Genomic DNA, 15,715 nt, shown 5'->3' with positions numbered 1-15,715 from the left:
TCTCCGTCAAGATTGACAATATTCTTACCCATCGGTTCTGGGGATATCTGATTTTTCTTTTCTTTATGTGGCTGGTGTTTCAGGCGACATTCAAGCTGGGGGCTTATCCGATGGACTGGATAGACGCCGGTGTCGGCCGGCTGCAGGGTTGGGTGACCGGCATTCTTCCCGCCGGGGTATTTAATGACCTGATAGCCGACGGAATCATAGGCGGAGTTGGGGCGGTGGCGGTCTTCCTGCCGAATATCTTAATACTCTTTATGGGGATATCTCTTCTGGAAGATTCCGGGTACATGGCGCGCGCCGCTTTTCTGATGGACCGTCTGATGCACTTTCTGGGACTGCACGGCAAATCATTCATACCTCTTTTGATGGGATTTGGCTGCAATGTGCCGGCTATTATGGCGACCCGGACGCTGGAATCGCATCGCGACCGGATTCTGACGATTCTCTTGATTCCTCTTATGTCCTGCAGCGCCCGTCTGCCGGTATATGTCCTGTTTGCCGGCGCCTTTTTCGGAGCGCAGGCCGGAAATGTAATCTTCTCCATGTATCTTCTCGGTATCGCCACCGCCGTCCTGATGGCGCGTTTGATGCAGAAGACCATCCTCCGCTCGGAAGATGCCCCCTTTGTGATGGAATTGCCGCCGTACCGTGTTCCCACTTATCGCTCGGTGCTGATTCATATGTGGGAGCGAACCAATATCTATCTCAAGAAGATGGGCGGCATTATTCTGATCGCTTCCGTTATTCTCTGGTTGCTGGGATATTTTCCCAAGAAGAGTGATTTTTCCCAGAATTATGACGCGCAGATTGAGCAATTGACAGCGGTCAATACCGATGAAGCCGCGGCTGAAATAGACCGCCTGCAGAGTCTGAAAGCCTCCGAAGAACTGGAATATTCATTCATAGGACGTCTCGGAAAAATTACCCTTCCCATGGTTCAACCGCTGGGATTCAACTGGGAGTTAGGGGTAGCTATCATTACCGGATTTGTCGCCAAAGAAGTGGTGGTTTCGACATTGGGGGTGCTGTATCATCTGGGAGATAACACCGACTCTCTATTGGCGGTGCTGCAGAGCCCGAGCAACCGGATTTCGGGACTGGCGGCATACGCCTTCATGGTCTTTGTGCTGCTCTATACTCCCTGCCTTGCCACGGTGATAGCCATTAAGCGAGAAATCGGGGCGAAATGGATGTGGCTTTCCATCGTTTTCCAGACTGCTTTGGCATGGAGCGCCGCTTTTCTGATTTATCAAGGCGGGACATTACTGGGGCTTTAAGACGCCTGACTTTACCAATCCCGTAAATATTACCGACTATTTAAATCCAGTTTCCGGGGTGGCCTCCGCTTTTTTCGCTTGTTGAATTTATCGCGTGACGGTATATTTAATTATACCACCTTTTCCGAATCGGAGTCAGTTTGAGAATTCATCTTGCCGGTCAAATAAATCAAGGAGCGAGCGTATGAAAGAAGGATTCTTTCAATTTGGCGCCGGAAAATCTCTGGCACTGATTCTCGTAATGGCGCTGCCGACTGCCTTTGGCGCGGAGCAGATTGTTTCACAATCAGTTTTTGATACAGAAATAAAGTCTGCCCGTCATCATCTGATGGCGCCTTTGGAGCCTCTCCCGCTTATATCGCCGTCACAGCCTGCAGAAATGGCATTCCCGGGAGCGCCGGCAGCAGTGGAGCAGTTGCATCCGGCTCTGGGGAGGGCCGCCAGCGGCATGCTTTTCCGCGGATATGAGTTCCATGATGGCATATCGTCCGACCATCTCATCTGGTGGAATGTTTCTAATAACGACGGCGCCACCTGGACCTCCTGCTGCGCCTGGGATATCTATAACGCCACCTATCCGTCGCTCGACTACTGGGGGAACTCCTCACGGTTTTTCGCCACTCTGGTGACACCGGCATCGTTCCTGAATGGCGGGGCGGTGATAATTCTCGAATTCCCTGACCCCTCCAACGTTCTGACCTGGCAGGGGAGATGGGCTGATTATACGGGACAGGGATGGCACAGCATGAGAATGGCTGATATTGCCTGCGACAGCACTGTCAATTCCTGGAACTGGGGCTTTGCGTCACTCATCATGAGCCGCACCTATCCCGGCAGCAACAAAGTGGATGCCCCCTTAATTTTTTTCCAACTCAATTCGCTCGGATATACCCTTATTGACTGGTATGATAACGCCGATGGCTGCCTTACGACCGCAGCCGATATCGACCCGGTATCAAAAAAAACATACGCCGTCTATGACCGCTTCAATCCGACTCGCCAGCAATGGCAGCTTTTTATCAGGCAGGATTTTTTCGGCGATTTCGACTCCACCGGCGAAGCGCTCGGGAAGCAGTACACAGATTCTACCATTCATATTCAGTACCCGGCGGTGGCTTCATATAACGGAGAACTGATTGTTGTCGGGGCGGTGCATCAGGGCGCGGCTCCGGTCGATACCGATATCGTCTGCTGGCACACCGGCGACGGCGATATCAGCAACCTTACCAACAGTGTTGTCATTGCCGGAACAACGGCGGCCGAGAATTACCCGCGCCTATCTCATATCTCCGGCAGGCAGTTTGTCGTAACTTTCAGTCGGAATGACTCGCTCTTCGCTTCTTTTACCTGTAACGGCGGCGCAGACTGGAGTTCACCGGTCAATATCAGCGGCAGCGACAATATCGCCGCCGAATATAGGTTATCTGATATCGCCAACGGAGGAACCAGGACCGGCTGGGAGTACCAGTCCGGTGGGAATATGTCCCTTCATTTTGGGATTCTCACTGCCGTCGATGGAGACGGCGATGGCATTATCGACCCCTGCGACAACTGCCCGGCTTTGGCCAATGCCGGCCAGGCCGACTCTGACGGTGACGGTTCTGGCGATGCCTGCGACCCCTGCCCCTCGGACCCTGACAACGATATCGATGGTGACGGTTACTGCGCCAATCTTGACAACTGCCCCCTCATCGCCAATCCAACCCAGCAGGATGATGACAGCGACCAGCATGGCAATGCCTGCGACAATTGTCCCGCAATTCCCAATGCCAACCAGTATGACAACGACCTTGATGGAATGGGGGACGCCTGTGATGCTGATGATGACAATGACGGCGTTCCCGATATCAGCGATAACTGTCCGACTATCGCCAATCCGGGGCAGGCCGATGCCGATTCGGACGGCATTGGCGACGCCTGCGAGTATCTCTGCGGAGATGTCAACATGAGCGGGGCGATTAACATACTCGATGCGACCTATGTCATAACTTACCTTTATAAAGGGGGACCGCCTCCGTCGCCATCGCTTGATGCCGGCGATGTCAACAACTCGGGTGCGATAAATGTGCTTGATGTCACTTATCTGATTACTTTCCTCTACAAAGGAGGTCCCGCCCCCAATTGCGGATAATTACCCTCGCAAATATTGCTTTCGCTCTGGGAACCTGAGAATTCCCGAGCGAAAACCGTAAGATTCATATATTCTTGCCGAAAACGATATAAGTAAAAATAGTAAAGGATGATTATGCCCAAGATTCTATTCAACACCATTATTTTACTCTGTTTAAGTTCGGTCGTAATGGCGCTGAACGCCCCCCACGATTATTTGAAGGAACCGCTGCAGGCTCCGTTTCAGGCGATTGCAGCAATCGAATCAGGGAGGGCTCTTCGGGTCGGGCTAAACCAGGCGGCCTTTGACAATCTCGCCTCAGGGGAAGCGTACAAACGGCTGGAGATTCCCCTTTCTCCCGTGGAAACGGTCAATCTTCAGATGGAAAGGTTCTCGGTCACCAGTGATGATACCCGGTACTATCTCGGTCGCGCCGGCGGCAGCCTGGAGATTTCCGGTCCTCAGATAATAGCGTTTCGCGGCAAAATTGAAGGAGAAGTAAACTCGCACGCCTTTATCGCATTCGGCAATCTCGGTACAGTCTCAGGCTATCTGGTTAAAGATGGTCAGACATACTTTATAGCGCAGTCGCGCCAGGAGGCGGTGAAAGGGTGGGAAAGTGAAATCATCATACATAATTTCCCCGCCGGCATTGAACTTCCCGATGGGGTTAACTTCTGCGGAGTCGAGATACCGTCAGCGCTGAGACAGACAGATTTCCGTGATGTCCGGGCGCTCAGCCCTCTGGGGCCCCGTCTTCTTAAAATCGCCGCCGAAGCCGACCAATCATTCTTCAATATGTTCGGAAATATCGGACTTGCCCAGAGTTACATTTTGACGCTCATGGCTACCGTCAGCGATATCTACGAGCGTGATATCAACACCAGGCTGCTGGTGCAGTTTCTTCGTGTCTGGGATGCCGGCGGCGAGCCGTTCAGCGCTGACGAACTTAGCTCGCTGGGCCTTTACTGGAACACCATTGAGGATCCTTCTCCCTATAATATTGTGCACCTGTTCAGCGGACGGCGCGACCTGCCGTACGGCGGGGTCGCCTATGTCGGCAACACCTGCTCCGGTTATGCCTCCTACAGCATCACCGGATTCTTGAATGGCAGTTTTCCGCATCCTTTCGGCGCCCCCAGCAACGCTAACTGGGATGTAATCGTCGTCGCCCACGAAATGGGACATAATTGCGGGACATACCATACTCACGACGGTTATACGCCTACCATAGACGACTGCGGCAACGGCACTCCTTCGCGCGGGACGATTATGAGTTATTGCCACATCCATGCCGGCTACACCGCCAATATCGACCTGCATATGCATCGTTTGGTGGAAGAGGTCATTGAAGATGATCTAAATAACGGCGGCTGTTTTTCGCGCGATTGCAACGGCAATAATATTCCCGACCTGCAGGATATCAGCGGGGGGACAAGCGCGGACCTCAATGGCAATAATGTCCCGGATGAGTGCGAAGACTGCAACAACAACGGTATTCTTGACCCGCAGGATATTATAAACGGCGCTCCTGATATGAACGGCAACGGCATCCCCGATGCCTGCGAGCCCGATTGCAATGCCAATTTCCGACCGGATGATTTTGATATCCGCTACGGGATGTCGGATGATTTTGACGGCAATAATGTTCCGGATGAATGCGACCCGGATTGTAACGGGAATTTCATTACCGATTTCATAGAAATATCGAGCGGCTTTGCTGAAGATTATGACCGTAATAATATACCTGACGATTGCCAGGATTGTAACGGCAATGCTATAAGTGACTGGAAAGACCTGAACCGTCAGGGAAATCTCTTTGTCGCCAATCAGGGGGACTTAATCAAAGAGTACCATCAGGCAAGCGGCTACCCGATTACTTATTATGGCAGCATTGTCGATGGTTCTCGCGATGTCAAAGCCGGTCCCGACGGGAGAATGTACATTGCCAACTATATCGCCAACAATATTGCCGTCATTGACCCGGCGACCGGATTTCATTCGGTTTTTGTCGCCGCCGGTCTGGGAGGACTGAATGGTCCCTCGGCTCTGGAGTTCGATGCCGGCGGGGACCTTCTTGTCGCCAGTAGCGGAACCAACAGCATAATCAAGTATGATGGTTCAACCGGCTCGCTGGTCGGAACTTTTGTTGCGGCCGGCTCAGGCGGTTTAAGCCAGCCGCGCGGTCTGGCTATCGCTCCTAACGGTAATCTCTTTGTCTCCAGCACCGGTAACAATTCTGTCATCGAATATGATGGTACTACCGGGGCTTATGTAAGAGTGGTTGCATCGGGCGCGCCTCTTTCGACTCCAATCGGTCTTGCTTTCAAAGCCGATGGCAATCTCCTGGTTGTCAGCAACGGCACCTATCATGTTCTGGAGTACAATGCCGTTTCCGGGGCGTTCATTGGAGTTTTCGAAGACCCCAACCAAAACCCGTCGGCTCCCTGGGGGATAAGAATTAATTCTCGCGGTCATGTTTTCGTATCGGAAAACACTCATCCCAGTATGACCCCGCGGGTACTGGAATATTTTCCGAATGGAAGATTCTATCGCCGTTATGTCCGGGGAGAAAATAGCGGTCTGGTAACTCCCTGCGGATTTGATTTTGTGCCGCGAAGTCCGCTCGACCGCAATCTGAACGGCCAGCTGGACCAGTGCGACATTGCTCTTGGTATTTCACAGGATATGAACTCCGATGGCGTCCCGGATGAAGCGCAGGGTCCAGACAGCGATGGGGATGGCACTCCCGACGGTATGGATAATTGCCCCTCGGTCGCCAATCCGGACCAGTACGATACAGACAGCGACGGGCTTGGCAATGTCTGCGACAACTGCGATTTTGTGGTCAATCCCGGGCAGAGCGACGGCGATGGTGACGGATTGGGGGACGTTTGCGACAACTGTCCGCTGCTTGCCAATCCGGTACAAACCGATAATGACGCCGATATTGTCGGCGACGCCTGCGACAACTGCCCTGCTGATTTCAATCCCGACCAGGCCGACAGCGACCAGGACGGGGTCGGCGATGCCTGTGATAATCTGGTGGTTTGCGGCGACGTAAACGGGAACGGCGCTGTCAATATTCTGGATGTCACCTATCTGATAAGTTTTCTCTATAAGAGCGGTCCTGCGCCGGTGCCGACCATTGACAATGGCGATGTCAATAATAGCGGCGCTGTCAATATCCTGGACGCTACTTACCTGATAAGTTACTTGTATAAGAGCGGTCCGCCGCCGAACTGTTGAGACCGTTAATCGGTCTTTCGAACAACCACCAATAATAACAAAGGCAGGAAATCACTTTCCTGCCTTTCTTTATTCTGGGATGATATGGTCTTAAATGAAAAGCGGCGCTAAAACCAGAGTTATGGTGGAGAGGAGCTTAATCAGCACATGCAGCGACGGTCCCGCGGTATCTTTGAAGGGGTCGCCCACCGTGTCGCCGACCACCGCGGCGCCATGAGTTGGATTCTTTGCTTTTTTGCCGGAAGAATCAGTTATGTACTTGCCGCCATGCGCGCCTGATTCAATGAATTTCTTGGCGTTGTCCCAGGCGCCGCCGCCGTTATTCAGAAAGAGGGCGGTCAAAATGCCGACAATCGTTCCGACCATCAAGAGTCCCGCAACCGCCTCAGCCGAAATCAATTTATTCGATTCTGTAATAAACGCCCGGAATGCCAGTCCCACTCCGACCGGCGTCAGCACCACCAATAGACCGGGAGCAACCATCTTCCGCAGAGCCGATTTAGTAACAATATCAACACAGGAGCCGTAGTCCGGCTTGAAGTCCGCCGGGAATTGAATTATATCATTCACGCGGGGCAGTTTGGCATATTGACGTCGCACTTCTTCAATAATCGCCTGTGCCGCTTTTCCCACCGCCTTTATTGCCATGGCGGAGAAGAGAAACACCAGAGCGGCGCCGAAAAAGCCGCCGACAAAGACAACGGGATTGGCGAGATTCACCGATTCCATCCTCACCCCGGCATACTGCGCTACTTCATCCATATATGCCTGGAAGAGAAGGAACGCCGCCAACGCCGCCGAGCCGACGGCATACCCTTTGGTCAAAGCCTTGGTCGTATTTCCAACGGCGTCAAGACGGTCGGTCTTCTTGCGGACATCTTCCGGCTGCTGGCTCATTTCGACAATGCCGCCAGCGTTATCGGTAATCGGTCCGAAAGTGTCCATCGCCAGGATATACGCCGCAGTCGCCAGCATTCCCATCGTTGCCACGGCGGTCCCAAAGAGCCCGGCGTGCGGCAAACCACTTGAATCGCCGAGATAATATGAGCCGAGAAGGGCCGCTCCCATGACCAATGTTGGCATCCAGACACACTCAAAGGCGACACCGACACCGGCGATGATATTGGTCGCAGGCCCGGTCTTGGAGGCGTCGGCAATCCGCTTCACCGGTTCATATCGATATTCAGTATAGTACTGGGTGATATAGACAAACGCCACCGAGGTCAGCACTCCCAGAATGCCGCAGAGGAAGAAGTGCCACCAGGCATTAGGCGCATTAGGTGAATCCAGCAGCCAGTACGATGCCAGACCGAACGCAATCATCGCCAGCACCACGGCGACATAGTAGCCGCGGTTCAGCGCCTGCATCGGGTCCATCTTTTCTTCTTTATCCATTTTGACACTCATGATGCCGATGATGGAAGCGATGATTCCAAAAGCGCGGGCGATCAGGGGGAACATCATCACACCGATAACTCCCGCGGAGAAAGCAAGACCCATTTTTTCAGAAGCGGCCGCCAGGGAAGCGCCCAAAATCATGGCGCCGATATTTTCGGCGGCGGTCGATTCAAAAAGGTCCGCGCCACGACCAGCGCAGTCGCCGACGTTGTCTCCTACCAGGTCGGCAATCACGGCCGGATTGCGCGGGTCATCTTCAGGAATCCCGGCTTCAACTTTACCTACCAGGTCAGCGCCGACATCGGCTGCCTTGGTATATATACCACCACCTAACTGGGCAAAGAGAGCCACGAAGGATGCGCCAAAGCCGTAACCGACTATCAGAAGCGGAATCTTGGTTGGCTCCACCTGGGAGAAGCCGCTTACGAGAGCGTAGAGTCCCCCGACACCGAGAAGACTCATCGCCACCACCAGCAATCCCGAAACCGCCCCGCCGCGCATGGCTATTCTGAGCGCATCATTCAGACTGCTCAGAGCCGCTGTCGCCGTCCGAATATTGCTTCGAATGGACACCCACATCCCGACATATCCGGCAAACACCGAGCAGAGCGCTCCAAAAATGAAAGAGAGAGTTATCCAGAGAGCCAGTTCCAGAGAACTGCCGACCGGGTCGAAGTCGTGGTGGCTTCGGATAAAACCGTATCCGATAAATAGTATAATGGCGAAAAGCACCGCCAGAAGAATAATAGTCCGGTTCTGTCGACGCAGAAATGCTTCCGCGCCTTCCTTAATCGCATTGGAAATCGCCTGCATTGCCTGACTGCCGGTATCTCTCTTCAGAACCCAGCGGGCAAGGTACCATGCCCAGACAAGGCCAAAGGCGCTGATGATTAGAATGATTCCCAGAAGGAGACTTTCTGACATACAGAATTCCTTTCAAAAATGATATAAGAGTGTCTTTCTGCTTTTAAATCAATCCGGGTTCAGTACCAAATCCCGGAAGGCTTTGTGACCGGGCAAAGCGGCTTGGAATTTAATGGAGATTCTCCGTGATGTCAATGCCTTTATGAAATTGAAGTCTGTTTCTGTGCAAGACAACTATGCTACTCTGTATCAACCGGTTCCACTCTCGTAACGAATTGTAAATCAATCACATAGACCGCACATGGTTATCCTTTCCGGCAATTGCCCTAATTGATAAATCAATATGGAATTTGACTGAATTCATGGAGAAAAATAAACCAAAAAAAAGCCCGCCGCAGGCGGGCTTTTTCTAAAGCAATCCAGTCTATAATTTCACCAGAAGCGGCGCCAGCACCAGCGATACCATCGCCATCAACTTGATAAGGATATTCATCGAAGGTCCCGAGGTATCTTTGAAAGGGTCGCCCACGGTGTCACCAACGACCGCTGCCTTGTGGGCAGGTGAACCTTTTCCACCATGCAGACCCGATTCAATCAGTTTCTTGGCATTGTCCCAGGCGCCGCCGGCATTCGCCATCAGTAGAGCGAGAAGCACGCCCGAAAGGGTCGCGCCGGCGAGGAATCCGCCGAGCGCTTCCGTGCCGAGCAGAAGTCCCATAATCAGGGGGCTGACCACCGCCAGAAGTCCCGGAGCAATCATCTCCCGAAGCGCCCCGCGAGTGGCAATATCGACGCATCGGGCAGAATCGGCTTTGGCTTTTCCTTCCATCAAGCCCTTAATCTCTTTGAACTGACGGCGGACTTCCGAAACCATCTTGAACGCCGCTTTTCCGACCGCGGTCATCGTGAGGGCGGCAATCATAAAGGGCATGATGCCGCCTATGAAGAAGCCGATAACCACTTCGACATTGAGAAGGCTGATACTGGTTAACCCCACCGCGGTGCTGTAAGCGGAAAACAGCGCCAGTGCGGTTAACGCCGCCGAACCGATGGCGAATCCTTTTCCAATAGCGGCAGTGGTGTTGCCGAGAGAGTCGAGACGGTCCGTTATCTTCCTGATATCATGTCCCAGCCCGGCCATTTCGGTGATACCGCCGGCATTGTCGGCAATAGGACCATAGGCGTCAACCGACATCGTTACGCCAATAGTGGCAAGCATGCCGACAGCGGAAATGCCGATACCGTAAAGCCCATCAAGCTTGAACCCGACAAAAATTGCCGCGGCGATGGCAATAACCGGCAACGCCACTGACTCCATTCCGACCGCCAAACCCTGAATGATGTTGGTCGCAGCGCCGGTTTCGGAAGCGTTGGCGATTCTATGAATCGGCTTGGATGAGGTATAATACTCAGTAAATAACCCGATAATAATGCCGGCGAGATTTCCGGCAAAAATCGCCCAGAATATTTTCTGATTGAGTCCCAGAATATCGATAATGAAATATGAGGCGACAAAAAGGATAACGGAGCCTACATATGTTACCACCCTCAGCACCGCCGCCGGGTTTTTCATTCCGGCGAATATCTTTACGGAAAGGACCCCAAGCATTGATGCCACAATACCGGCCATAGCAATCGCCACCGGCAGCATGATTCGTCCCATCTGCTCCTGGGCGCTCAAACCTATCGTGGCGGCGGCAATGGCAATTGATGCCACCACCGAACCGACATACGATTCAAAGAGGTCGGCGCCCATTCCGGCAACATCACCGACATTGTCGCCGACATTATCGGCAATCACGGCCGGATTGCGCGGGTCATCCTCCGGAATACCAGCTTCAACTTTTCCGACCAGGTCAGCGCCGACATCAGCCGATTTGGTATAGATACCGCCTCCGACACGGGCAAACAGGGCGATTGATGACGCCCCCATGCCGAAACCGGAGAGTATCGAAGCCTGCTCCGTTGGAGACATTGTGGAGCGGGTCAGAATGTAAAAGAAGATGCCGAGACCCAGAAGACCAAGAGCAGCCACCGCCATCCCCATAACGGCGCCACCGGTGAAAGCGATCGAAAGGGCAGAAGCCTGCCCGCCGGTCTTGGCCGCCGCGGCGGTTCTAACGTTGGCTTTGGTCGCCGCCTTCATACCGAAAAATCCGGCAATCATTGAGCAGCAGGCGCCGGATATAAACGCCACCCCCGTCCAGATATTTATGAATATGGAAAGAAGGGCGAAAACCAAAACTATGAAGATGGCGAGAATCGAATATTCCCGCTTCAGAAATACCATTGCCCCCTTGGCAATAGTGTCCGAAATCTCTTGCATCAATTCGTTGCCGGCCGGCTGTCTCTTTATATTGAGATAAAGAGCAAAAGCGAAAGCTATCCCGACCGCCCCAAATATGGCAGGGTAAAGACCAAGATCCATCGGGCATGTCCTTTCGGTTAGTATGTTAAAATATCATTAGTTGCAGAATGTAAATATCCCGCCCAGAATGCCGCGGCATTAGCCGACGATACTCAGATAGTGGGCAATCAAACAGCTAAAGTTATTGATAAGCGTCTAATTGTCAACAGATAAATCTCAAAGCATGTGATTTTCTTCACAAGATAAGAGGAGAAAATCGGTTTCCTATAACGCCGACTTGGTTGAAACTTCTTCTGCCGGTAAGAGCTATGAATTCCCGCACTCGCCTGACAGCGAGAAACTCCGGGCAGAGGGGATTATTTAATTATTAAGATAGACGTTAGAATATTCGCGCCGTTACTATGCGCCATCTAACTTAATTAATGGCATGCAAAGAGATTGAAAACTTTGCCTATTCCACCGTCACGCTTTTCGCCAGATTGCGCGGCTGGTCCACATGGCAGCCTCTCATTACTGCCATATGATATGCCAATAGCTGCAGCGGGATTATCGCCAGAAGCGGGCTGAATATCCGCGAGGTATGCGGGATATATATGACATGGTCAACCTTGTCGGCAATCTCCGTATCTCCTTCGCTGGCGATGGCAATTACCTGACCGTTGCGGGCTTTGACTTCGGCAATATTGGAAAGGACCTTGTCATATACCGCATCCTTGAGCGCTATCACCACCACCGGCATTTTCTCGTCAATCAGAGCAATCGGACCATGCTTCATTTCCGCCGCCGGATACCCTTCAGCATGGATATAAGAAACCTCTTTGAGCTTCAGGGCTCCCTCCAGCGCCACCGGAAAGTTGATTCCGCGTCCGAGGTAAAGGAAGTTGTTGGTCTTATCGTAAAGCGTGGCGATCTTTTTGACCTGCGATTCAACGTTTTTGAGAATATGCTCCACCTGTTCGGGGATTCTCTCCAGAGAAGCCATCAAATCCATCCCCTGCTGGACGGAGAGATGGCGCATCCTTCCCAGCAAAATCGTAATCAAGCCCAGCACCATTATCTGGGAGGTAAAAGCCTTAGTTGATGCCACTCCGATTTCGGGACCGGCATGGATATAGACACCGCCGTCGGTTTCACGGGCGATTGATGACCCCACCACGTTGCAGATTCCCAGAACCATCAGCCCTTTCTTCTTGGCTTCCCGCAATGCGGCGAGGGTGTCGGCAGTTTCTCCTGATTGACTGATGACAAAGAGAATGGTCCCTTCTTTCAGTATAGGCGAGCGGTACCGGAATTCCGAGGCATATTCCACCTCCACCGGAATCCGGGCAATCTCTTCTATCATATATTCGCCGATAAGAGCGGCGTGCCAGGAGGTTCCGCAGGCGGCAAAGATAATTCTTTCTACATTCCGCAACTGCTCGTACTGCAGATTCAAACCGTTCAGGCGGGGAATCCCTTCGTCGAAATTGAGCCGCCCCCGGATGGCATTCCGCAGAGTCATCGGCTGCTCATGAATCTCCTTGAGCATGAAATGGTCATAGCCGCTTTTCTCAATCTGGTCCAGGCTCCAGGATATCTCTTCGATATGGGGATTGCGGCGAAGTTTGTCTATGGTGGTTATTTCGTAGTTGTCAGCCGTAATGGTGGCGATTTCCCCTTCATTGAGATAAACCGCCCTCTTGGTATGGGCAAGAATGGCGGAGACATCCGAGGCTATAAAGTTTTCGCAGTCGCCATGGCCTATTACCAGAGGCGACCCTTTGCGCGCCGCGACTATTTTTCGCGGCTCCCCGGCCGCCAACACCGCGATGCCATAGGTTCCTTCCACCTGCGAAAGAGCGGCGCGGACCGCTTCGGTCAAGTCCCCCTCATAATACTCTTCAATAAGATGCACCAGAATCTCAGTGTCGGTCTGGGTGCGGATACGATGCCCCTGTTTCTCCAGAAGGGCTTTCAGGGAGCGGTAATTCTCTATAATGCCGTTATGCACCAGCGCTATTTCGTTCTTGCAGTCAAAGTGCGGGTGGGCATTGACATCGGTCGGCTCGCCGTGGGTCGCCCAGCGGGTATGGGCAATCCCCTGAGACGAATCAAAATGCTGCCCCCGAAGCATCTCTTCCAGACGGTTGATCTTGCCGGCAGATTTCTGGGCTGTCAACCCCATCTTTTCATAAAGCACAATTCCCGCAGAATCATAACCGCGATATTCAAGTCTTTTCAATCCCTCTATCAGAATCGGAAGCGCCTGTTTGCTCCCGACATATCCGACTATGCCGCACATATGGTAAGCCTCATTTAAGGAGGTTCATTATTTCCTTCTGAATAATCTCTGTCAGTTCTTTCGAATCAGTTTCAATTATCAGTCGATATATCGGCTCCGTGTTCGATTTTCTTATCTGAAACCAGCCGCGGGAAAAATCGAATCGTAATCCGTCACGGCGGTCAATTTTCAACCGCTCAAAACTTTTCCTGGCGCTTCTCTCTACTCCGGCGATTTTCTTTTCAAACCCTGATGGAAGCGCCGCTTTTGCCTTTACATTGTGAAACCGCGGCAACTCCGCCACCGTTTCGCCGAGACTCTTGTTCGACTCGGCCAGCAGACTGAGAATTATCGCCGCCCCAACCAGCGCATCCCGCCCGGAATGAAATTCCGGATACATTACTCCGCCATTTCCTTCGCCGCCGATAACTGCCCGATATTTCCGGATACCGGCAATCACATTGGCTTCGCCGACCGGGGTATAATAGGTGCGACAGCCTGCCTCGCTGGCAATATATTCTGTTATACGAGAAGTGGAGAGATTTACAACGACATTTCCTTTCCGTTTTGAAAGGATATGCTTAACGGCAAGGGCTAAGGTCAGTTCCTCGCTAACAGGCAGCCCTTTTTCGTTCACCAGGGCAAGACGGTCGGCATCAGGGTCACAAGCCAATCCCAAGTCTGCCTTATGCTTTCTAACCCAGTTTCCCAGCGTTCGCAAGTTGGCGGGAGTCGGTTCAGGATTATGCACGAAATTGCCATCACCATTGCAGTTAAGCCTGATGACCGATACTCCCAGCGCTTCCAGCAGGTCGGGGAGAGCTTCCGAGCCGGCGCCATTGATGGCGTCAACCACCACCTTGAATCCCCCTCTCCTAATCTTGGTCTTGTTCACGGTTGGCAGCCGGAGAATATGAGCAATATGCCGTGATATCCAGCTCTGGTCCTCGCGAAGATTCCCCAGGTGAAGGTGGTCCTTATACGCCGCCGATTCCTCTGCAAAAATCTTGTTAACTCTTCGCAGAGCGATTTTATCGATAAATTCCCCTTTGCCGTCAAAGAACTTTAGGGCGTTCCATTCACCCGGATTATGGCTGGCGGTAATGCAGATTCCGCCCGAGGCTCTAAGTTTCGGAATAGCAATCTCAACCGTCGGGGTCGGCACTACCCCCAAGTCGATTACACTCAACCCGACCGAGCGCAGGCCGGCAATGACCGCCATCCTGAACAGCTCCCCCGATGGACGGCTGTCGCGACCCAGCACAACTGTCCCTTTCCTCAAATATGTCCCGAAAGCGGCCGCATAGCCTGTTACTAATACCGGGTCAAGGCCCGAGCCTATTACGCCGCGGATACCGGATGTAGAAATCATCAACTTTTTTTGCAATTTATGTCCCTTTGAGAAGTTCAATAGCAATTATACTCAGAATTAACAAAAATAGACGGAAAAAGTAAATAACTTGTTACGAAATAATAGATTTGAGCGTTGACAGAAATTCTCTCACACGGTATCATCATTTCTGAATTCAGACCCTACTTTATGGCAGTACATCAGTTCGGCAATCTTAAATTAAGTTACGAAATCGCCGGGGAGGGGGAATTGGCACTTCTGTTCCTTCATGGTTTGGGGGGCTCGCGTCGCCAATGGATATTCCAGAAGGAATATTTCCGCAATAGGTACCTGGTGGTTCTTCCTGACCTCTTTGAGCATGGCGAGAGCCAGAAGGGGCTGGAGCCGGCGGCGGTTCCGCGACTCAATGCCGAGGCGCTGGATGACCTGATGAGAAATATTGTCAGAAGGCGGTATATTGCAATAGGACACAGTCTCGCCGGTTTGACGCTGGGAGAGATGTTGCGGATTGAAGCGGAGAATCTCACAGGCGCGGTCTTTGTGGACTGCACTTACCAGGGGAGCGAAGAGGTTCTGTCCGCCCGCGAAACATTTGCCCATTCCATGCTGTCACTTGCGGATGAGCCCCTCAAGATAGAAGCGCTGAAATGGTACAGCGACCTCATTGGTTCTTCCTCTGATGAATTTCGGGAGATAATCCTGGCAGACTTTCGGCAGTGCGACTATCGCCATCTGTTTGAAGTGGTGGCATCATGCCGGGAGTTCAACCGTCGTTTCCCTCCGGCTCAGATACCGCTGCCTCCCCAGGGGAGAGTGCTGATAATGGAAGCCG

Annotated in this window: 8 protein-coding genes; 4 read left to right on the top strand and 4 right to left on the bottom strand. The window is 52.4% G+C overall.

Features of this window, described 5'->3' with window-relative positions; all coding sequences use genetic code 11:
* The 3 genes from feoB to AB1690_13375 all read left to right on the top strand — a co-directional run.
* On the top strand, nucleotides 1-1,283 hold a 1,283-nt coding region (gene feoB / locus AB1690_13385; protein ID MEW6016299.1), incomplete at its 5' end, for a ferrous iron transport protein B.
* A 184-nt stretch (nucleotides 1,284-1,467) separates the two neighbouring features.
* Nucleotides 1,468-3,414: a thrombospondin type 3 repeat-containing protein gene (locus tag AB1690_13380; protein MEW6016298.1), complete on the top strand. Its 1,947-nt coding sequence runs from the start codon at nucleotides 1,468-1,470 to the stop codon at nucleotides 3,412-3,414.
* Nucleotides 3,415-3,528: 114 nt separating this feature from the next.
* The gene (locus AB1690_13375; protein ID MEW6016297.1) at nucleotides 3,529-6,642 is read left to right on the top strand and encodes a M12 family metallo-peptidase; all 3,114 of its coding nucleotides are present in this window, start codon (nucleotides 3,529-3,531) and stop codon (nucleotides 6,640-6,642) included.
* A gap of 90 nt (nucleotides 6,643-6,732) precedes the next feature.
* Here the strand turns inward: AB1690_13375 and AB1690_13370 are convergent, their stop codons facing one another.
* The 4 genes from AB1690_13370 to glmM form a co-directional block, all read right to left on the bottom strand.
* Nucleotides 6,733-8,964 (bottom strand): sodium-translocating pyrophosphatase, encoded by a 2,232-nt coding sequence (locus tag AB1690_13370; protein MEW6016296.1) that lies wholly within the window; start codon nucleotides 8,962-8,964, stop codon nucleotides 6,733-6,735.
* Between the two features lie 364 nt (nucleotides 8,965-9,328).
* Nucleotides 9,329-11,332, bottom strand: a complete 2,004-nt coding sequence (locus AB1690_13365) for a sodium-translocating pyrophosphatase (protein MEW6016295.1) — start codon at nucleotides 11,330-11,332, stop codon at nucleotides 9,329-9,331.
* A 391-nt stretch (nucleotides 11,333-11,723) separates the two neighbouring features.
* Nucleotides 11,724-13,553, bottom strand: a complete 1,830-nt coding sequence (glmS, locus tag AB1690_13360) for a glutamine--fructose-6-phosphate transaminase (isomerizing) (GenBank protein ID MEW6016294.1) — start codon at nucleotides 13,551-13,553, stop codon at nucleotides 11,724-11,726.
* A 10-nt stretch (nucleotides 13,554-13,563) separates the two neighbouring features.
* Nucleotides 13,564-14,919 (bottom strand): phosphoglucosamine mutase, encoded by a 1,356-nt coding sequence (gene glmM, locus AB1690_13355; protein ID MEW6016293.1) that lies wholly within the window; start codon nucleotides 14,917-14,919, stop codon nucleotides 13,564-13,566.
* 153 nt (nucleotides 14,920-15,072) lie between these two features.
* On the opposite strand from glmM, the gene AB1690_13350 reads away from it, so the two are divergent.
* Nucleotides 15,073-15,715: alpha/beta hydrolase (locus AB1690_13350; protein ID MEW6016292.1), on the top strand; the 643-nt coding region annotated here is incomplete at its 3' end.

This window comes from Candidatus Zixiibacteriota bacterium, from assembly GCA_040753495.1.
In the GTDB taxonomy this organism is placed as follows: domain Bacteria; phylum Zixibacteria; class MSB-5A5; order GN15; family PGXB01; genus DYGG01.
Note: the sequence above shows the minus strand (reverse complement) of the source record. Positions and strands in the feature narration are given on the sequence as shown.

Coding starts and splice junctions, on each gene's coding strand:
- glmS (MEW6016294.1), bottom strand. CDS start 13,553: ATGTGCGGCATAGTCGGATATGTCGGGAGCAAACAGGCGCTTCCGATT.
- AB1690_13380 (MEW6016298.1), top strand. CDS start 1,468: ATGAAAGAAGGATTCTTTCAATTTGGCGCCGGAAAATCTCTGGCACTG.
- AB1690_13370 (MEW6016296.1), bottom strand. CDS start 8,964: ATGTCAGAAAGTCTCCTTCTGGGAATCATTCTAATCATCAGCGCCTTT.
- AB1690_13365 (MEW6016295.1), bottom strand. CDS start 11,332: ATGGATCTTGGTCTTTACCCTGCCATATTTGGGGCGGTCGGGATAGCT.
- AB1690_13375 (MEW6016297.1), top strand. CDS start 3,529: ATGCCCAAGATTCTATTCAACACCATTATTTTACTCTGTTTAAGTTCG.